The organism is Mesorhizobium sp. WSM4840 (genome assembly GCF_055811755.1).
Genome location: NZ_JBVVQD010000020.1, coordinates 112,816 through 129,474, shown reverse-complemented (window position 1 = coordinate 129,474; position 16,659 = coordinate 112,816). Strand labels below are relative to the sequence as shown.

Here is a 16,659-nt window from a genome sequence, read left to right as displayed (position 1 = left end):
TGCGCGCCCATGTTCTCGAACTTGTCTTCAAGCTCGATTTCCTTGGCGACGGTGACGCCGTCCTTGGTGATGCGCGGTGCGCCGAACGACTTGTCGATGACGACGTTGCGGCCCTTGGGGCCGAGCGTGACCTTCACGGCGTCGGCGAGGATGTTGACGCCGCGCAGCATGCGCTCACGGGCATCGCGAGAAAATTTTACGTCTTTGGCAGCCATTTTTTAGCTCCTGGGCTCAGTGCCCTTAAAGGTCTGTTGAAGAGGCGAATTGGTCTTCGGCGGTTCAGCCGATGATGCCCATGATGTCGGATTCCTTCATGATCAGAAGGTCTTCGCCATTGAGCTTGACTTCGGTGCCCGACCACTTGCCGAACAGGATCGGCTGCCTAAGGAACTGGCACTGGCCGGCATTGCTGATATCCAGGCCGCCAACCGCTTCATCGCACAGACCTATCTGCCGGCTCACAATACCCGCTTCGCCAGGCCGGCCGCGGTCGAAGACAGCGCCTTTGTCGCCGCCGACCCGCAACAATTGGCTCAGATCCTGTGCATTGAGGAGGAGCGCGTCGTTGCCCGCGACAACACGATCGCCTTCGCCCGGCTGCGATTGCAGCTGCCGCAGAGCCCGATCAGACATCACTTCGTCAAAGCCACGGTCAAGATCAGGCACTACCCGGATGGCACGCTCGCGGTCTTCCATGGCCCTCGCCGCATTGCTCGATACATGCCTGACGGCGCCGCAATCCAAGAGACCTGCCGCACAGGGCAAGCCGCGTGAACCGCTTCGACGCAAAACTGAAGCGGACAAATGATGTGCTACCAAAACCGGACAACTTGAAAAGCTACCGACAGACGGACGAGGGTGCGGGCGAGAGAGCAAAAGTTTGGTTCCAAAGCCCTAAGCGGGGCGACTAGGCCCCGAGGCGATTGGGAAATTGGGCTGTGTTCGACGTGTCGCTCGTGTGAGAAGCCAGCTACTGGGGGCAGCGATATCCGGCAATCACGCAAAGCTGGCGGCGCAACTGGCTGCACGTCGTCCAATTCTTTGCTTATCCCGAAAGCGTGCGGCGGATCATCTACACAAGGTAGCCATAGAGGCGCTGAACTCGAAACTGCGCCGCGCCGCCCGCACGCGGGGACACTTCCCGAGTGACGATGCGGCCATGAGCTGTTATACTTGGTCCTGAACCACGCCGCCGAGGAATGAAAACGACCGCCGCGCTAATGGTTCGAGGCCAAGACCCAGTTCGCCGTCTTCGGCGAAGGTTGGTCAGCCAATGACGAAATCGGCCTCGCGCACAGAATTCCTGAAAGTCCCCCGAAGTGCCCTGCGGTCACGCCTTCTCGACCGCTTTCATCTCAGCCATCAGCAAGCATCTGGAAAAGAGCCTGAAAGCGTTTGCCGAGCGCCGCTTCAAAGGCCCTTTTGGCTAGTCATCCTCGATGCCCTAGACTAGAAAGTGCCGAGGCCGGCATCGTCATCAGTTAAGCGGTGTGGTCCCGGTCCGCATCCACTATCCATGGCATGGATGCGCTTTATCGAAACAAACTATTTGATCAACCTTCCGGAATCTCGCATTGACAAGAGCACCGGACACGCACCGATCATCCGTTGCCTCTGTCGCTTGAAAAGGGACCCGAAAGGGGAAAATCTTTGGATGAGCTCAGACGTGCGCTGGAAATTGTCCTGGGAATGAGTTGCAGCAGGCCGACGATTTCGAACTCAGACCTCTTTTTCACGCAGGTGTAATTAGCGGAGAGTCTTAGCTCTCAGAACGGTTGAACGGCCAGCGTCACCCGGGCCTACCGCACCTGCCCTTTCCCGCAAAGAAGTCCGGCAGCCCATCTTTCCGCCCGTGATTGCCCTCGCCGGTCGGCAAAGCTTTCCCGACCGACCGGGCCGAACGCCGGAACTCCTCTTTCACTCGCAGCCGCGAACACTGCAAAATTACCAGTCATTTCAGAGTCGTTTGCCGCTTAATTCGTTCATGCGGATAAGACGGGAAGCACTCCAACCTACACAGACATCACTGGGCTAGCAGTGTTATCCGTATAATCTTCGGAATGGCAATGGGATACTTTACAAAGCACGACAGCAATCAAGTTGTATACCGCAGCTGGGAAGAGCCGGAACAGTCAAGCGCCAAGATGAGAATTTTGGCGCTTAAGCTTGATCATGTCGGGGACTTTTGGATGTCTCTAGCGCCCCTGAAGGACCTGCGTCAGCGCTTTGCGCATGCCCACATTACGCTGGTGGTCGGAAGCTGGAACATCGAGACTGCAAAACAGTTCGACCTCGCCGACGATTACGTTGCTTTTGATTTCTTTCCTCGCAACCCGAAGGTCGAAACGCGCAAAAAAGCGGCCGACATACGGCCGCTGCTGACCGGTGAGTTTGATCTTGCCATTGATATGCGTGTTCCGGATGAGACAAGGCCCATTTTGCTGGAAGTCCCCGCCAGGCATCGTGCGGCGATAGTTGATCCTTACGGCATGCATCAGATCGATATTGCGATAGCCCCATTCGATCTGAAATTGCGCAGAACCATCTTCTACAAGCTCGCCCAAAAATTAGGGATCGCCAACAAAGTCCCTCGCAGATGGCTTGATTGGTTCGTTGACCGTAAGCACGTACGTCTTCAGCATGTGTCGGAAATCCTCCTCTTTCTAGTCGCAAAGGCAGCCGCCTATTTTGACGGAGAAAGTGAAGCGGGCCGCCGACAGAGTACGACAGAAGGCAAGTCCCCGATCGTCGTGGCTCCGTTTTCGAATTCCAGCCTGCGCGATTGGCCGATTGAAAATTTTGGCAAACTTGTCGCTGCTCTTTCTGCCCGCGGTGAGGTGGTTCTCGTCGGCCGTGGCGAAAGCCGGGAAGCGCTTGAGGAGGTCGCGATGACAGCTCGCGGCCGTGGAGCCGCGGAGATTCGAACGGCTGTCGACTTGTCAGAATTGGAATTCAATCATCTCATGAATTCGGCCGCGCTCGTGGTGTCGAACAATTCAGGCACCGGGCATGTCGCTGCCCAGCTTGGCCGCCCTACTGTCGGCATCTTCACCGCGTCACATCTACCGGAAATTTGGGGGTTTCGTGGTCCCCTGGTCAGCATGCTTATGAGCGTTATTGAATGTCGCGGATGTGGTCTGGACAAAGTGCGGCGCTGTCCGATCAAAGTCCGCTGCAAGTTCGACATCACGCCCGATCTGGTGATTGCCGAGGTCGACGCCTTGATGAATTATTGTAAGGGGCGGGACAAACTTATTGTGGCTCGCGGGCGGTGCGGCGAGCACGAACATCGCGCGCGAGGAGGCAGCTCAACAGTATCTGGTGGCGCATCTCGATGTCCGATGATCCGGACTTCGAATATCTAATCATCGATTCCACCATCGTCCGAGCCCACCAACATGCGGCTGGGGCCAAAAAAGGACCTGAAAATCAAGCCCTTGGTCGCTCCCGCGGCGGCTTGAGCACCAATGGCCGTTCGCGGATTGGGGTGCCTGTGCGGTTCACGCTTACTGCAGGGCAAAAATGGCGATGCGCCGCAAGCCGCAGCCTTGATCGAAGGACTGTCCGCCGACGTGTGTCATGGCCGACACCGCCTATGACGCCGACTATTTCCGCCAAGCCATCGCCGCCAAGATCCGGTTGCTGTCATACCCAACAATCCATCACGCTCACTCAACTATCCACTCGACAGGCACCTCCATGCCCGCGTCATCTCGTCGAGTGCTGCTTCTCCAAGCTCAAGCAGTTCCGCCGAGTCGCAACCCGCTCCGACATTCTCCAGGTCCTGTTCTTCCCGGCATCGCTCTGGCGATGTTCGGAGAGAGGGCACGCCTGCCCTTTCTTTGCTTCAGGGCGCTCGTCGCGCCGGTGTTCAAGCTGGTCGGCATTCTGATGAGGGCCGCGCCTGTCGAGCGCGCGCGCGCCGGGCGTTCGGTCGTGGGCCTTGATCATCCCGGCCGGACATTCATTCAAATCTAGATGGGCACCGATATCTATATAACGCTCGCTGCCCTTTGAGAGGTTCTGCAGAGACGGCCTGGCGGCCATTGTGTCGGGCGTTCGCGTGCGGTCCACCCTCGCAGATGTGTATCTCGACCTGCCGCCCACGTGCGTCGAGGACGTGCTCGTCGTAGTTGTGCCGATTGGACGTTGGATGAGCGAGTGGCCGTCCGGCAGCCTGATCGATCGGAACGGTCCGGAGCTATGATACATCGTGAATTGCCGGGTGATCGCGCTGAGCGCACCAGAGCGGCGGGTTTTTTGCAGAGCCACTCGGACTGAATACGCGTCCCCATTCACCTTAGCTGTGGATAATTAAGGCTGAATTAACAGGCAAAAATCTGAGCACCTAAATCGATCCGAGCGCGAGGTTCCGCGCGCACGGACGTTCCGGACCTGAATCGCCGTCACCCTGAAATCGACAAGCATCGGCTATCAAAAGATCGGCGCTTGACGTCACGTAAGGTCCTATGTTTTCCGATGTGCGGGAACGACTTCCAGTCTCATCCTGAAGCGGCGAAAATGGGGGGAGTGATGGTGGTTGGCGAACCAAATGACGTGCGCGTCAAACGCGCCCATGGCGGATGGGTGGTTCATATTGTTGAGGAGGGCAAACTAACAGTTCTTCGGTTCAAAACGCAGTCTCCCGCTGAAAATTTCGCCGATTGCCAACGAGTCAGGCTCGGCCTTGCTGCCAAGCCACCGATCGACGAACGCTGATATGTGCACCGGATTAGACGTTGGATGGCTGGTGAGCCCTTGGCACCGGCGGGAAACACTTTGCCGAAGGCCCACTTCAATGCTGCTTGTGGCCGTCCGGCTGGCCATATTCGCGATGATGGTTGGCACCGCTGCCGATGCGGAAGACGGCTATGTGGCCTGCCTAATCGACACGGCGGCAAAGATCATGAAACGCCAGGTCGTCAAGGACCCAGCCGCGGCGCTGGAAAAAGCAGCAAGAATTTGCAAGCCGCCACCGCAAGTAACTGAGATAGGGGTCAACATGCAAACCGCTGTTCGCGGATCAGCAGATGCGAGACATTGCGCTATCCCACGAAGGCCGCCGTGCCGAAGGCGCGGTGGGCATCGGCCTTTCGAAGCTGAGCGTCAGCAACTTCGTCGAGCTTTAGACGCTCTTCAGTGCCGAGCAAGTTGCAACGGGGCGAAGAGGCTCGCACATCTGTGGAGCGCTGCTCACGCCCCGGAGACCAGGGCAGGAATGACCAAAGGCTCATCCGCCTCGTCAAGAATGGAGAAACTGTAACGGCCGCTTGTGTCAAGATCGACGGAGTAGCTCAGGCGGTCGAGTATGTGGTTATCCTGGTCAAACGTGACGATCCGCGGCTTCAGCGAGGTGATATGCGCTTCGTCCAGGTAGATGGAGTTGCACACAATGATCGGGTCGTCGGGCTGACAGGTGCGAGCCGCCGCTCCGTTGAGGATGCAGCACCGTGAGCCGCGCTCACCGAGGATGACATAGGTCGAAATCCGCGCACCGGAATTCTTATTCCATATCTCCACGAATTCCATCGGCAGGATCCCGGCTGCCTCGCAGTGGTCGGGGTCGAGCGTTATCGAACCATGGTAGTTGAGGTTCGCTTCGGTGACGTGGATGCCGTGCAGCTTGCCGGCCACTATTTTTCGCATTGGTTCTGTTGTCCTCATCATCATACAAGGTGAATGGCAGTTGGTTCGCGCGGCTAAATCCCAACGACGAGCGCACCGCCGCTAAGACCCGCACCCGCGGCCGCCAAAAGAACCTTCTCTCCCGCCCGAAACGGCTGCGTCCGATGGGCTAGCGACAGCGAGAGCGGGATCGTCGCGGCGGAAGAGTTGCCGTATTCGGCGATGGTCTTGACGATCGCTTCATCCGCAACGCCGAGGTTCCTTCCAACGGCATCGAAAATGCGCGCATTGGCCTGATGCGGCACGAACCGATCGATGTCCTGCGGCCGCATTTGGGCTGCAGCGAGTGCGTCCTTTGAGCAGGCGGCCATCATCTCCACGGCCTTGGCGAAAACTTCACGGCCGTCGGTGATCGTCATGCGAGTCTGATCCAGGTCGAGGTCGCCATGGAACGGCTTGTTACTTCCTCCGGCGGCAATCTGGATCAGCCCGTAGCGCGAGCCGTCGGAATCCACCGAGGCGCCGAGAATGCCTCGATCGGATTCATCGCAAGGACCGATCACCACGGCGCCGGCGGCGTCGGCAAACAGCACGGCGCTGGCGCGCTCTGTCGGATTGAGGCGACGGCTGAGGATGTTGGCCGCGATGACAAGGCTCGCTTTGCCATGCAGGCGGGTGAAGCCGTCGGCGAACATCAGCGCATATATGAAGCCGGCGCAGGCGCCGGTCAGGTCGATCGCGCCAGCACGGCCCAGTGCCAGCCGATGTGCGACCAGCGGCGCGCTTGGCGGCAGAAGATGGTCGGGCGTCGAGGTGGCAAGCAGCAGCAGACCGATGTCGCTGCGGTCAATTCCGGCGCTCGCCAGCGCCATGTCGCCGGCATACGCGGCAAGGCCCGACAGCGTGTCTTCGTCCGTTGCCCAGAAGCGAGACCGTATCCCGGTGCGGCGCTCGATCCAGCCAGGTTCGAGCCCGAGATTGCTCTCGATCTCGGCATTCGCCACTTTGCGCGACGGCGCATGATGACCAAACCCGAGAATGCGCGACGATCGGTTCATGGCCGCGAACCGAAGCGTTCGCCGGCCTCCTCGATGGCGTTGTGGAGCCCGTCCAGTTCCTCGCCGGTGATGCAATAGGGCGGCAGAAGATAAAGGACGTTGCCTAGCGGGCGCACCAGCATGCCGCGCTCGAGAAAAAAGGCGCGCAGCTTTGGCCCAATCTCGGCCAGATAACCGGCTGAGCCAGTGCGCAGATCGAGGGCCGCGATCGTGCCGGTCGCCCGGCTGTCGGTGAAATATGGATTGTCGCGAAAGCGTCGAAGCCCGGCGGCCTGCTTGGCGCTCAACGCCGCGACCCGCTCGGCCACCGGCTCGTCGCGCCAGATCTCGACATTGGCAAGTGCTGCCGCGCAGGCAATCGGATTGGCCGTGTAGGAACTCGAGTGGAAGAAGGTCTTCTTCCTGTCCTCGGAATAATGGGCCTGGAAGATGGCATCGGTGGCGAGCGTTGCCGCCAGCGGGATGGCGCCGCCAGTCAGGCCCTTCGAGGTGCACAGGATGTCTGGAGAGATGTTCGCCTGCTCGCAGGCGAACATGGTTCTAGTGCGCCCCCAGCCGGTCATAACCTCATCAGCGATCAAGAGCGTACCGGAGGCCTCAGAGATCCTCTTCAATTCGGCCAGAACCCAGGCCGGATACATCAGCATGCCGCCGGCGCCAAGCACGAGCGGCTCGACAATCAGCGCGGCGGCGCCCCGGTCGCGGGAGATTGCCTCGAACCGATCCAGTGTTTCCTGCTCGCGCCCGGGGGCCGGGAAGGGGATGGTGTCCACCTCGAACAGCAAGGGCTCATAAGCGGCGTTGAACACGCCGCGGGCGCCGACGCTCATCGTGCCGATCGTGTCGCCATGATAGCTGTGCTCCATGACGACAATGCGCGAGCGCGGCGCGCCGATGTTGCGGAAATAGCCGAGCGCCATCTTCAGTGCGACTTCGACTGAGGTCGAGCCGCTGTCGGAATAGAACACTCGGTCGAGGCCGGGAGGAACGAGGGCGACAAGCGCGTCGGCCAGGCGTTCGGCCGGCTCGTGGGTGAAGCCCGCGAAAATTACCTGATCGAATGTCTCGGTTGCATTCCGGATTGCTTCCATGATCCGCGGATGGCGATGGCCGTGAGTGACCACCCACCAGGAGGAGATTGCATCGAGGATACGCCTGCCCTCACGCGTCTCGACATAGGTGCCTTCGGTGTAAGCGACTGTCGGCGGCACGGGCTCCGTGGCGTGTTGGGTGAAGGGATGCCAGACAGCAGAGCGGCTCATGCGCGGATTCCGATGAAATCAGTGACGTTGAACGAGGCCTGCATGGCTGCGGAAAGCGCTCCGGACGACAGTGGCTCGAGACGCGGCAGACGACCAAGCACGCGCACCTTGCCCATTTCGGCGATCGTCCTTTGCGTATCGACCATCCTGTCGCCGATGAACGCGATGCCAAGCAATGGTATGGAGCGGGCGCGCAGAGCCTCGATTGAGAGCAGCGTGTGGTTGATGGTGCCGAGCGCGGTGCGCGCGCAGAGCACCACCGGCGCATCCCATTGCGCGAAGACGTCGATGTAGAGCACGCGCCTGTTGATCGGCACCATCAGCCCGCCGGCACCTTCCACGACGAGCGGCCGGTCGGTCGTGGGCAGTGCGAGTGCCTGCGCGTCGATCTCCACCCTGTCCAACTTGGCGGCACAGTGCGGTGAGAGCGGCTCTTTGAGGCGCCAGGCTTCCGGCAATACCCGATCTGCGGGCAGGCCGGCAAGCCGCGCCACGACCTCGCTGTCGGTCTCGTCGTCGAGGCCCGATTGCACAGGCTTCCAGTAGAAGCCGTCGAGCAGGCCGGCAAGCCCGGCTGCGAACACAGTCTTGCCGATACCGGTGTCGGTACCAGTCACGATGACCCGTGCCGTCATTGCGGACGATCCCATTCCTCGGCAAGAGCCTCGACCATGTCGGAGATATCTGCCTCGTCCACGTTGAGCGTCAACGAAATGCGCAGGCGCGACGTGCCCTCGGGCACGGTCGGCGGACGAATGCCGCGTATGTCGAAACCGCGCGCCTGCAGTGCCGCCGCCACCGCCATGGTGCACTTGTTATCGCCGATGACGAATGGCTGGATCTGCGAGCCGCTGGGCACCACGCCGCAGCGCTCGGCCAATTGCCGGCCCGCGAAAGCGATACGCTCACGCAGCTGAACCCGGCGCATGGGCTCGTCGGACAGCATGGTGAGCGCTTCGCGCGCCGCGACCGCCATTAGCGGCGATGGTGCGGTGGCGTAGATGAACGGCCGGCACCGGTTGACGAGAAAGTCGCACAGCGTTCTTGGCCCGGTGACGAGCGCGCCGGACGCGCCGAGCGCCTTGCCGCATGTATGCAGCGCGACGATGTTGTCGCGGCCCTCGAACGCGGTGGCAAGGCCGCGGCCATCCGGTCCCCAGACGCCGGTGGCATGTGCCTCGTCGACGACAAGGAATGCCTCGTGCCGATCGGCAAGCGCGACCAGGCTCTCCAGCGGCGCGTAGTCGCCATCCATACTATAGAGGCTTTCGACCGCGATCCAGACGCGCCCCATGCCGCCTTCGGCGCGCCAGCGCGTGATCGCATCCTCGACAGCATTGACGTCGTTGTGCGCGGCCAGCTTGAACTCGGCGCGTCCGGCTTGCGCGCCCTCATGCATGCTGGCATGGGCGAGCTGGTCGAGCACCAGCAGGTCGCCCTTCTGCGGCAGGGCCGTCAGCAGAGCGAAGTTGGCGATGTAGCCGCTGCCGAAGAACAGGGCGCGATCGGCTCCGAAAAACGCCGCAGCGTCCGACTCCAGCGCCTCGTGTTCCGGCGCGTTGCCGCGCAACAGCCGCGATCCGGTGGCGCCCACCGGCGTGCCCCGCGCAATCGCCGCCGCAACCGCCTCGCCAAGTCTTTTGCAGGAGGCAAGTCCGAGATAGTCGTTCGACGAGAAGTCGAGCCCGGCGCGCGGTGCCAGCGTCCGCAGCCGGTCCTTGCGCGCCAGTCCGCGCAAGGACGCGTCATACCGGGCAAGAAGCGCCCCGTTCATTGCGCCTCGAGTTCCATTGGCTCGATGCCGAGGCGCCGAAACAGCAGAATGTCCTTGTCCTCGCCGGGATTGTCCGCCGTCAGCAGCGTGTCGCCGACGAAGATCGAATTCGCGCCGGCAAAGAAGCACAGCGCCTGCATCTCGTCGGTCATGGCGGTGCGGCCGGCGGAAAGGCGGACATGCGACTTCGGCATCATGATGCGGGCCAGCGCGATGACGCGCACGAATTCGATCGGCTCGATCGGCCTGGCGTCGGCCAGCGGGGTGCCGTCGATCGGGATCAGCATGTTGATCGGAACGCTTTCGGGATGCTCCGGCAGGTTGGCCAGCGTCACCAGCATGTCGATCCGGTCCACCGGCTCTTCACCCATGCCGACAATGCCGCCACAGCAGACCTTGATGCCGCTGTCGCGGACATTGGCGAGCGTATCCAGCCGGTCGGCAAACGTGCGGGTCGAGATGATCTCTGAGTAATAGCGCTCGGAAGTATCGATGTTGTGGTTGTAGTAGTCGAGACCGGCCTGTTTCAGACGAGCCGCCTGCTCGAGATCGAGCATGCCGAGCGTCATGCAGGTCTCCATTCCGAGCGCCTTGACGCCCTCGACCATCGCCACCACCGCATCCATGTCGCGCGCCTTCGGGTTTCGCCACGCAGCACCCATGCAATAGCGGGTGGCGCCGGCGTCACGCGCCTTGGTCGCCTCGGCGATGACGCGCCGGACCTCCATCAGCTTCGACGCCTTCAACCCGCTTTCATGATGCGCCGACTGGCTGCAATAGCCGCAATCCTCGGGGCAGCCGCCTGTCTTGATGCTGAGAAGCCGGCTGAGCTGGACCTTGTTGGGATCGAAATTCTGCCGGTGAACGGTTTGCGCCTGAAACAGCAGGTCGTTGAAAGGCAGATCGTGGATCGCCTGGGCTGCCTTTCGCGTCCAGCGAGGAAGCGCCCCACCAATCGGATCCAAGAGCAGGTTGAGTTCGATGTTCATTGCACCTCGTCCTTTAAATTAGAACCGCTTGGCCGGTGAGCACTGTAGGGGACTGCTGGTCGACGGCCGATGCTTGAAGACCCGGCGACCCCGCGCCGGTACGCAGAGTCGGTTACCCGTCTCGTTCAGAACAGGATGCTCCGGCCGCTGGCCACGATGGCTCAATTGAGGTGCTGCCCGGAGTTATCGGCATCTTTGGCTTCGCTTGAGCGGAAGGATGCTCCTTTCTGATCATGTCGCAGGATTCAGTGAAAGCGATTTCCAACAGGTAGCCGAGAAGATCGAGCCCGTGCGAGGCCGCCATCTGACGCAGTTCGTCCAGGCGGCAGACAATAAAGGCAAGCGCTTCGGTGCGGTCGCTTGTTCGTTTTCTATCCGTCATCCCTCCCCCTCGTCGATTGAACCGTATCGCCTGGCAGCGCGTGCATATCCCCTCCTCAGTTCAGATGTCTGCTGCAATTCCCATTGATAGGCATATCCAATCCGATATCGAGGATAGGCGCGCTGTGGGTGAGCCAGCCGACGGAGATGAGATCCACCCCGGTCGACGCGATCGACGCGACCGTCGCCCGCGTTACCCGACCGGAGGCTTCGGTAATCGCGCGGTCGCCGACCATCGCCACAGCCCGGGCAAGCTCCTCAAGCGACATGTTGTCCAGGAGCACGGCGTCGACTCCCACTTCAAGCGCAAGATCGAGCTGTTCGAGCGTATCGACCTCGACCTCGATCTTGACCATGTGACCTACGGCGCCGCGCGCCCGCTCGATCGCCCTGCGGATGTCACCGGCAATGGCGATGTGGTTGTCCTTGATGAGCACGGCATCATCCAGCGCGAAGCGGTGGTTGGCGCCGCCTCCAGCACGCACGGCATACTTCTCCAGGGCACGCAGGCCAGGCGTCGTCTTGCGTGTGCACACAATTTTGGCCTTATGGCCGCGCACCGCTTCGACAAACGCAGCCGTAGCCGTTGCAATGCCGCTCAGACGGCACAGGAAATTGAGCGCTGTCCGCTCGGCCGTGAGCAGGCTGCGCGCTGGCCCGTTTACGATCGCAATGGTTTGCCCTGCTGCGACATCGCTGCCGTCCGGGCGGCGGACTTGCATCTCCACTGCCGGGTCGATCAGCAGGAAAGCAAACGCCACCAGGTCGAGCCCGGCGACCACCCCTGCCTGGCGCGCGTTCAGCGAGAGCGTAGCTTTGCAACCGGTGGGGATAATTGCATCGCTCGTGACGTCGCCGGCTCTGCCCAAATCTTCCAGAAGGGCATTTCGTACGATCGGCTCGATGACGACCGGGGGAAGCGGTGACAATGAGGCCATATCAGGAGCTCCGTTCCGAGGCGAGGCAGTTAACCGCGACGGCACTTTCAAATGCCGTGCTGAGCGTCAGCCGTGAGGGAAGGGCGGCGGCATTGCGCTCCGTGAAATCGGACCTGTAATGCGAACCGCGGCTCTCCTCGCGCCCAAGTGCTGCAATTGCGATCAGCAGTGCGACCAACGCCGGGTCGGCCATGACCGTGTCGCCGACGGCCAGTGGCAGCAATGTCGTGATCGCTTCGCGCAGCCTCTTGCCGTTGCGGACAATCCCAAGTGCATCAGATGCGATCTGGCGTATAGATGACGGGCTGGGCCGCACAGGCACGAACTCAGGAAGTCTGGGCCACTGCCAGCCCGCGCAAGTGCCGGCGACGCTTATCGCCACCCAAGCCGATGTTGCGACCGCTTCGGAAAGCGAGTTGCTGGCCAACCGGTTGGCACCATGCAATCCGGTACAGGCGACTTCGCCGCATGCCCACAACCCGGTTACCGAGCTGCGCCCTTCAACATCCACGGCGACGCCGCCCATGTGATAGTGTGCAGCCGGGCGCACCGGGATCGGTTCGAGGGCCGGATCGATGCCGGCCTGCCGGCAAGCCGCCTCGATCGCTGGAAAGCGTTTTGCGAATTTCGCGCCGAGGCATTGTCGGGCGTCGAGATAGACACGATGCCCCGCCGCGAGCTGGTCAGAGATCACGCGCGCTACCACATCGCGCGATGCGAGTTCGGCGCCTGGCGTATCGGCCAGGAAGCGCTGGCCGTATTCGTCAACCAGTACCGCGCCTTCGCCGCGCACCGCTTCGCTCACAAGCAGCATTGGCCGGCGCGGAGTATCGAGCGCGGTCGGGTGAAACTGCACGAATTCGAGATCGGCGAGCTCCGCTCCGGCGCAGGCGGCGAGCGCCAGTCCGTGCCCGAACGATGCAAGCGGGTTGGTCGTGTCGTTAAAAAGCCCGCCGATACCGCCTGTCGCAAGCACCACGCGGCGCGTGGGTAATGCGACGATGCTGGTGTGTCGGACCGCCAACACGGCCACGATTGCACCGCCCGCCACGATCAAGCGGAGTGCATCCATGCCTTCCATGATCGTGATCGAACGTGTCCGCCGCGCCATTGCGACCAGCACGCGGAACAACTCGCGTCCGGTAGCGTCGCCGGCGGCATGCACGATCCGACGGCGCGAATGCGCCGCCTCCAGCCCAAGCCGCAGTTTCCCATCCAAATTGCGGTCGAAGGGAGCGCCCAGGCGGATGAGGTGGTCGATCGCGCGAGGCATCGCCTCGACAACCCGTCTGACCATCGCTTCATTGCAAAGCCCATTCCCGGCTGCAAGCGTATCAGAGAGGTGCAGTTCGGGGCTGTCATCGGCGCCGAGGCTCGCCGCAAGGCCGCCTTGAGCGAGTGTACTGGAGGCATCGGTTCCCAACGGCGTTCTGGAGAGAAGGACGACCGGTTGCGGCGCGAGGTGAAGCGCCGTCATGAGCCCGGCAACGCCAGCCCCGATAATGACCGGCGCCCCGCCGATGTCGTGCATGTCGGGAGTCATACAGCGAGCATGCGCTCCACTGCATGACGAGCCCGATCCGCGACCTGCGGCTCGATGGTCACGACGTGGCGGTTCTCCTCGAGTGCTGTGCGGATATTGGCGAGCGTTATTCGCTTCATATGTGGGCACAAATTGCAGGGCCGGATGAACTCGACCTCTGGATGCTCGACCGCGACATTGTCGCTCATCGAGCATTCCGTCATCAGCACGACCCGCGCCGGCTTTTGCTGTCCGACATATTCGGCCATGGCAGCGGTCGAACCGGAAAAATCGGCCTCAGTTACCACCTCGGGCGGACACTCGGGATGGGCGAGCACCGCGACGCCAGGATTGTCCTCGCGCAACTGGCGGATGTCTGCGGGCGTGAAGCGCTCATGCACCTCGCAGTGTCCCTTCCAGGCGATGATCTCGACGTCGGTCTGGGCGGCGATGTTCTGGGCCAGATATTCGTCGGGCAGCATGATCACGCGCGGCGCACCGAGTGATTCCACCACCGCGAGCGCATTGCCCGAGGTGCAGCAGATGTCGGACTCTGCCTTCACCGCAGCGGAGGTGTTGACGTAGGTCACCACTGGAACGCTCGGATAACGCTGCCGCATCAGGCGCACGTCTTCGGCCGTGATCGAGTCCGCCAGCGAGCAGCCCGCACCGAGATCCGGGATGAGCACGGTCTTGTCCGGATTGAGGAGCTTGGCGGTCTCGGCCATAAAATGCACGCCCGCGAGCACGATGATTTCGGCATCGACCGTCATTGCCTTGCGGGCCAGCGCCAGGCTGTCGCCGACGATGTCAGCCACGCAGTGAAAAATCTCCGGCGTCTGATAGTTATGCGCCAGGATGACCGCGTTGCGCTGTCGCTTCAGTTTCCAGATCGCGTCGATGTCCTCGACGAAGACCGGCCACTCGATCGGCGGGATAACGCGCCGAACGCGGTCGTACAGTGAGGCGCTCGAAGGCAGGACGGCGCTCATCGAGCCTCCAGTTATAGTCAACGCGATTATAAGGCCTATATAATCGTTGTGACTATAAGTGGTGTCAAGCCCGTGCGAGCGGCAATTTTGTGCCGGCCACAGGCCTCTCGTCTAGAATAGCATGGTGAAAGCGGTAGAGCTGCGCCGGCCGGCCGCCGGTCTCGGCGGTCGTCGCCCCGGTCTTCTCAACCAGCTCCTGCTGCTCTATGAGCCGGCGAAAGTTCGGCTTGTTGATGAGCCTGCCGGAGAGCGCCTCCACGGTTCGCTGTAGCTGTAAAAGCGTGAAGAGCGGCGGCATCAGTTCGAACACAACAGGCCGGTATTTGATCTTGGAGCGCAGCCGCGCAATAGCCGTTGCCAGAATGCGGCGGTGGTCGGCGCTCATCGATCTGCCCGGCACCGGAGCGAGGATGGCAGAATCTCCGCCGCGCTTTGCTTCCTCCACCAGGGCGGCTTCGTAGAGCAGCTCGTAGCGCTGCAGCGCGAGCTCTTCGTTCCATGCCCGGTCGTCCAAGGCAAAAGCGACCGCCGCTCGCCGCCGGCGATCGAAGCGCGTCGCGCCGTCGTCCGCGCCGTCCGCCCATTCGATAAGGCGCGGCCACAATTCTTCCAGCATCGGGGGCCTGCCGGAGCGATGATCCTCCCAGGGGAAATAGTCGTACCAGCTGGCCCAGCTGCGCCTGCCCGAGGCGCCCGCATCTTCTTCGCGGGTGAGTGCGAGATAGCTGATCGAGATCACGCGCTCGTTGCCGCCGGTCCGATCGCGATCGGCGAAGGTGTAGAGCTGCTCGATATAACCGAGAGGCTGACCGGTCTGCAGTTCCACCCATGCCCTGAGGCCCGACTGGAGCGAACGATGAGCGAGCTCAAACGGGCCCGAGGGAAGGGCGGCCCCCTGTTCGATGGTCAGAACACATGGTCCAGCGTCGTTCACGGCGACGACGACTGCGATCAGGTCCGCGTTGACGTCGTTGGTCTTGCCGATGGCTCTGCCTTTCCTTGGTCCCTTTGCCTGATCCATGGTTCCTGACCTACTTGGCAGAGCTCCGGCTGTCTAAACCGATTTAGTTCTGTTCTTTATCATACCACTCGTCGCGTCAACACCACGCGCTCTGGCAATTTACCTCTTCGCACCTGGACAAAAATATGCCAAACGCGACACTGGCCGTGGGTGACGCTGGGTGAGGAGAGACGTGGATTGAGCGCTGCTGGTGTCGTCAAGGCGATCACGCCGCCGGATATCCGTGCGCGAAAGGGCAGCACGCCGCTGGTCTGCCTGACGGCCTACACAACGCCGGTCGCAAGGCTGGTTGACGGCCACTGCGACATCGTTCTTGTCGGCGACAGCGTCGGCATGGTTCTCCACGGCCTTCCCTCCACGCTCAGTGTCACGCTCGATATGATGATCATGCACGCCAAGGCGGTTCGGCGGGGAATGGAGCGGGCGCTCCTGGTCGTCGACATGCCGTTCGGCTCGTACGAGGAAGGCCTAGAGCAGGCCTTCCGCAATTCCGCGCGCGTTATGGCGGAGACCGGCTGCGCTGCGGTCAAGCTCGAGGGCGGCGAGACCATCGCCGAGACGATCCGCTTCCTCACAGCGCGCGGCATCCCGGTCATGGCGCATGTCGGCCTGACGCCGCAGGCGGTCAACGCGTTTGGCGGATATCGCGTGCAGGGCAGGGGCGAGGATGCCGAGCGCATTTGGCGCGATGCTCTTGCGGTCAGCGAGGCCGGCGCCTTTTCCGTCGTGCTGGAAAAAGTGCCCGAACCGCTCGCCCGCCGCATCACCGAGGAAATCCCAATCCCGACGATCGGCATCGGCGCCTCGGCGGCCTGCGACGGGCAGATCCTGGTCGTCGACGACATGCTGGGCCTGTTCGGCGACTTCCGCCCGAAATTCGTCAAGCGCTATGTCGAACTGGGAGAGGCCGCTTCGGCAGCGATCGAGGCCTACGCGTGCGAAGTGAAGGAGCGCCGGTTTCCGACCGCCGAACATGTCTTCGGCGATGAACCGAAAGCCATCAAAGGACGAGAAGCGACATGAGCACACCGGTCGCCCGAGTTGCGCAAATCCGTGGCGGCATGGCGCAGGCGGGGCATGAAGGTCGCCGTCGTTTA

The 16,659-nt window shown here is 61.8% G+C and carries 15 protein-coding genes and 5 pseudogenes; 7 read left to right on the top strand and 13 right to left on the bottom strand.

Annotation, left to right across the window (positions count from 1 at the left end):
- A partial coding sequence (locus AC0L3I_RS24695) for a TCP-1/cpn60 chaperonin family protein (RefSeq protein WP_287182322.1) occupies positions 1 to 215 on the bottom strand: 215 nt, incomplete at its 3' end.
- A 64-nt stretch (positions 216 to 279) separates the two neighbouring features.
- A pseudogene (locus AC0L3I_RS24690) lies at positions 280 to 483 on the bottom strand (hypothetical protein); the annotation flags it as partial.
- Between the two features lie 479 nt (positions 484 to 962).
- On the opposite strand from AC0L3I_RS24690, the pseudogene AC0L3I_RS24685 reads away from it, so the two are divergent.
- The 6 genes and pseudogenes from AC0L3I_RS24685 to AC0L3I_RS24660 all read left to right on the top strand — a co-directional run.
- Positions 963 to 1,221 (top strand): annotated as a pseudogene (locus AC0L3I_RS24685) (transposase); the annotation flags it as partial.
- Positions 1,222 to 2,060: 839 nt separating this feature from the next.
- Complete coding sequence (locus tag AC0L3I_RS24680; RefSeq protein WP_473528529.1) at positions 2,061 to 3,365, top strand: glycosyltransferase family 9 protein; 1,305 nt, start codon at positions 2,061 to 2,063, stop codon at positions 3,363 to 3,365.
- Positions 3,314 to 3,766 (top strand): annotated as a pseudogene (locus AC0L3I_RS24675) (IS5 family transposase); the annotation flags it as partial. The gene AC0L3I_RS24680 and the pseudogene AC0L3I_RS24675, both read left to right, overlap by 52 nt.
- Positions 3,767 to 3,786: 20 nt before the next feature.
- Positions 3,787 to 3,909 (top strand): annotated as a pseudogene (locus AC0L3I_RS24670) (cation:dicarboxylate symporter family transporter); the annotation flags it as partial.
- A 106-nt stretch (positions 3,910 to 4,015) separates the two neighbouring features.
- Positions 4,016 to 4,207: pseudogene (locus AC0L3I_RS24665) on the top strand (acyltransferase); the annotation flags it as partial.
- Between the two features lie 242 nt (positions 4,208 to 4,449).
- Positions 4,450 to 4,719, top strand: a complete 270-nt coding sequence (locus AC0L3I_RS24660) for a hypothetical protein (RefSeq protein WP_473528528.1) — start codon at positions 4,450 to 4,452, stop codon at positions 4,717 to 4,719.
- A gap of 474 nt (positions 4,720 to 5,193) precedes the next feature.
- Here the strand turns inward: AC0L3I_RS24660 and panD are convergent, their stop codons facing one another.
- The 11 genes from panD to AC0L3I_RS24605 all read right to left on the bottom strand — a co-directional run bounded on the left by panD (position 5,194) and on the right by AC0L3I_RS24605 (position 15,562).
- Positions 5,194 to 5,646 carry an aspartate 1-decarboxylase gene (gene panD / locus AC0L3I_RS24655; protein WP_473528527.1) on the bottom strand — a complete coding sequence of 151 codons (453 nt, stop codon included), beginning with the start codon at positions 5,644 to 5,646 and terminating at the stop codon, positions 5,194 to 5,196.
- 53 nt (positions 5,647 to 5,699) lie between these two features.
- Positions 5,700 to 6,683, bottom strand: coding sequence for a beta-ketoacyl-ACP synthase III (locus AC0L3I_RS24650; protein ID WP_473528526.1), 984 nt, complete (start codon positions 6,681 to 6,683; stop codon positions 5,700 to 5,702).
- The gene (locus AC0L3I_RS24645; RefSeq protein WP_473528525.1) at positions 6,680 to 7,945 is read right to left on the bottom strand and encodes an adenosylmethionine--8-amino-7-oxononanoate transaminase; all 1,266 of its coding nucleotides are present in this window, start codon (positions 7,943 to 7,945) and stop codon (positions 6,680 to 6,682) included. Before AC0L3I_RS24645 ends, AC0L3I_RS24650 begins: the two co-directional genes overlap by 4 nt.
- On the bottom strand, positions 7,942 to 8,580 hold the full coding sequence (gene bioD / locus AC0L3I_RS24640) for a dethiobiotin synthase (RefSeq protein ID WP_473528524.1): 639 nt from the start codon (positions 8,578 to 8,580) through the stop codon (positions 7,942 to 7,944). Before bioD ends, AC0L3I_RS24645 begins: the two co-directional genes overlap by 4 nt.
- On the bottom strand, positions 8,577 to 9,719 hold the full coding sequence (locus tag AC0L3I_RS24635) for an 8-amino-7-oxononanoate synthase (protein WP_473528523.1): 1,143 nt from the start codon (positions 9,717 to 9,719) through the stop codon (positions 8,577 to 8,579). The genes bioD and AC0L3I_RS24635 overlap by 4 nt, the downstream gene beginning before the upstream one ends.
- Positions 9,716 to 10,708, bottom strand: coding sequence for a biotin synthase BioB (gene bioB, locus AC0L3I_RS24630; RefSeq protein ID WP_473528522.1), 993 nt, complete (start codon positions 10,706 to 10,708; stop codon positions 9,716 to 9,718). Before bioB ends, AC0L3I_RS24635 begins: the two co-directional genes overlap by 4 nt.
- Positions 10,709 to 10,820: 112 nt before the next feature.
- Positions 10,821 to 11,090 carry a hypothetical protein gene (locus AC0L3I_RS24625; RefSeq protein ID WP_473528521.1) on the bottom strand — a complete coding sequence of 90 codons (270 nt, stop codon included), beginning with the start codon at positions 11,088 to 11,090 and terminating at the stop codon, positions 10,821 to 10,823.
- Between the two features lie 55 nt (positions 11,091 to 11,145).
- A complete protein-coding gene (gene nadC, locus AC0L3I_RS24620; protein ID WP_473528520.1) occupies positions 11,146 to 12,027 on the bottom strand; it encodes a carboxylating nicotinate-nucleotide diphosphorylase in 882 nt (293 codons plus the stop codon).
- 1 nt (position 12,028) lies between these two features.
- Complete coding sequence (locus tag AC0L3I_RS24615) at positions 12,029 to 13,570, bottom strand: L-aspartate oxidase (protein ID WP_473528519.1); 1,542 nt, start codon at positions 13,568 to 13,570, stop codon at positions 12,029 to 12,031.
- Complete coding sequence (gene nadA, locus AC0L3I_RS24610; RefSeq protein ID WP_473528518.1) at positions 13,567 to 14,541, bottom strand: quinolinate synthase NadA; 975 nt, start codon at positions 14,539 to 14,541, stop codon at positions 13,567 to 13,569. Before nadA ends, AC0L3I_RS24615 begins: the two co-directional genes overlap by 4 nt.
- Before the next feature lie 64 nt (positions 14,542 to 14,605).
- Positions 14,606 to 15,562: an NUDIX hydrolase gene (locus tag AC0L3I_RS24605; protein ID WP_473528517.1), complete on the bottom strand. Its 957-nt coding sequence runs from the start codon at positions 15,560 to 15,562 to the stop codon at positions 14,606 to 14,608.
- 177 nt (positions 15,563 to 15,739) lie between these two features.
- Here AC0L3I_RS24605 and panB point away from each other — a divergent pair, with 177 nt between their 5' ends.
- Positions 15,740 to 16,585: a 3-methyl-2-oxobutanoate hydroxymethyltransferase gene (panB, locus tag AC0L3I_RS24600; RefSeq protein WP_473528516.1), complete on the top strand. Its 846-nt coding sequence runs from the start codon at positions 15,740 to 15,742 to the stop codon at positions 16,583 to 16,585.
- Positions 16,586 to 16,659 lie beyond the last annotated feature (74 nt).

Bases quoted from the DNA above. Each gene is read 5' to 3' on its own strand.
- AC0L3I_RS24680 (WP_473528529.1), top strand. From the start codon at position 2,061: ATGGCAATGGGATACTTTACAAAGCACGACAGCAATCAAGTTGTATAC.
- AC0L3I_RS24615 (WP_473528519.1), bottom strand. From the start codon at position 13,570: ATGACTCCCGACATGCACGACATCGGCGGGGCGCCGGTCATTATCGGG.
- AC0L3I_RS24635 (WP_473528523.1), bottom strand. From the start codon at position 9,719: ATGAACGGGGCGCTTCTTGCCCGGTATGACGCGTCCTTGCGCGGACTG.
- AC0L3I_RS24605 (WP_473528517.1), bottom strand. From the start codon at position 15,562: ATGGATCAGGCAAAGGGACCAAGGAAAGGCAGAGCCATCGGCAAGACC.
- AC0L3I_RS24625 (WP_473528521.1), bottom strand. From the start codon at position 11,090: ATGACGGATAGAAAACGAACAAGCGACCGCACCGAAGCGCTTGCCTTT.
- bioD (WP_473528524.1), bottom strand. From the start codon at position 8,580: ATGACGGCACGGGTCATCGTGACTGGTACCGACACCGGTATCGGCAAG.
- bioB (WP_473528522.1), bottom strand. From the start codon at position 10,708: ATGAACATCGAACTCAACCTGCTCTTGGATCCGATTGGTGGGGCGCTT.
- panD (WP_473528527.1), bottom strand. From the start codon at position 5,646: ATGCGAAAAATAGTGGCCGGCAAGCTGCACGGCATCCACGTCACCGAA.
- AC0L3I_RS24650 (WP_473528526.1), bottom strand. From the start codon at position 6,683: ATGAACCGATCGTCGCGCATTCTCGGGTTTGGTCATCATGCGCCGTCG.
- nadC (WP_473528520.1), bottom strand. From the start codon at position 12,027: ATGGCCTCATTGTCACCGCTTCCCCCGGTCGTCATCGAGCCGATCGTA.
- AC0L3I_RS24645 (WP_473528525.1), bottom strand. From the start codon at position 7,945: ATGAGCCGCTCTGCTGTCTGGCATCCCTTCACCCAACACGCCACGGAG.
- nadA (WP_473528518.1), bottom strand. From the start codon at position 14,541: ATGAGCGCCGTCCTGCCTTCGAGCGCCTCACTGTACGACCGCGTTCGG.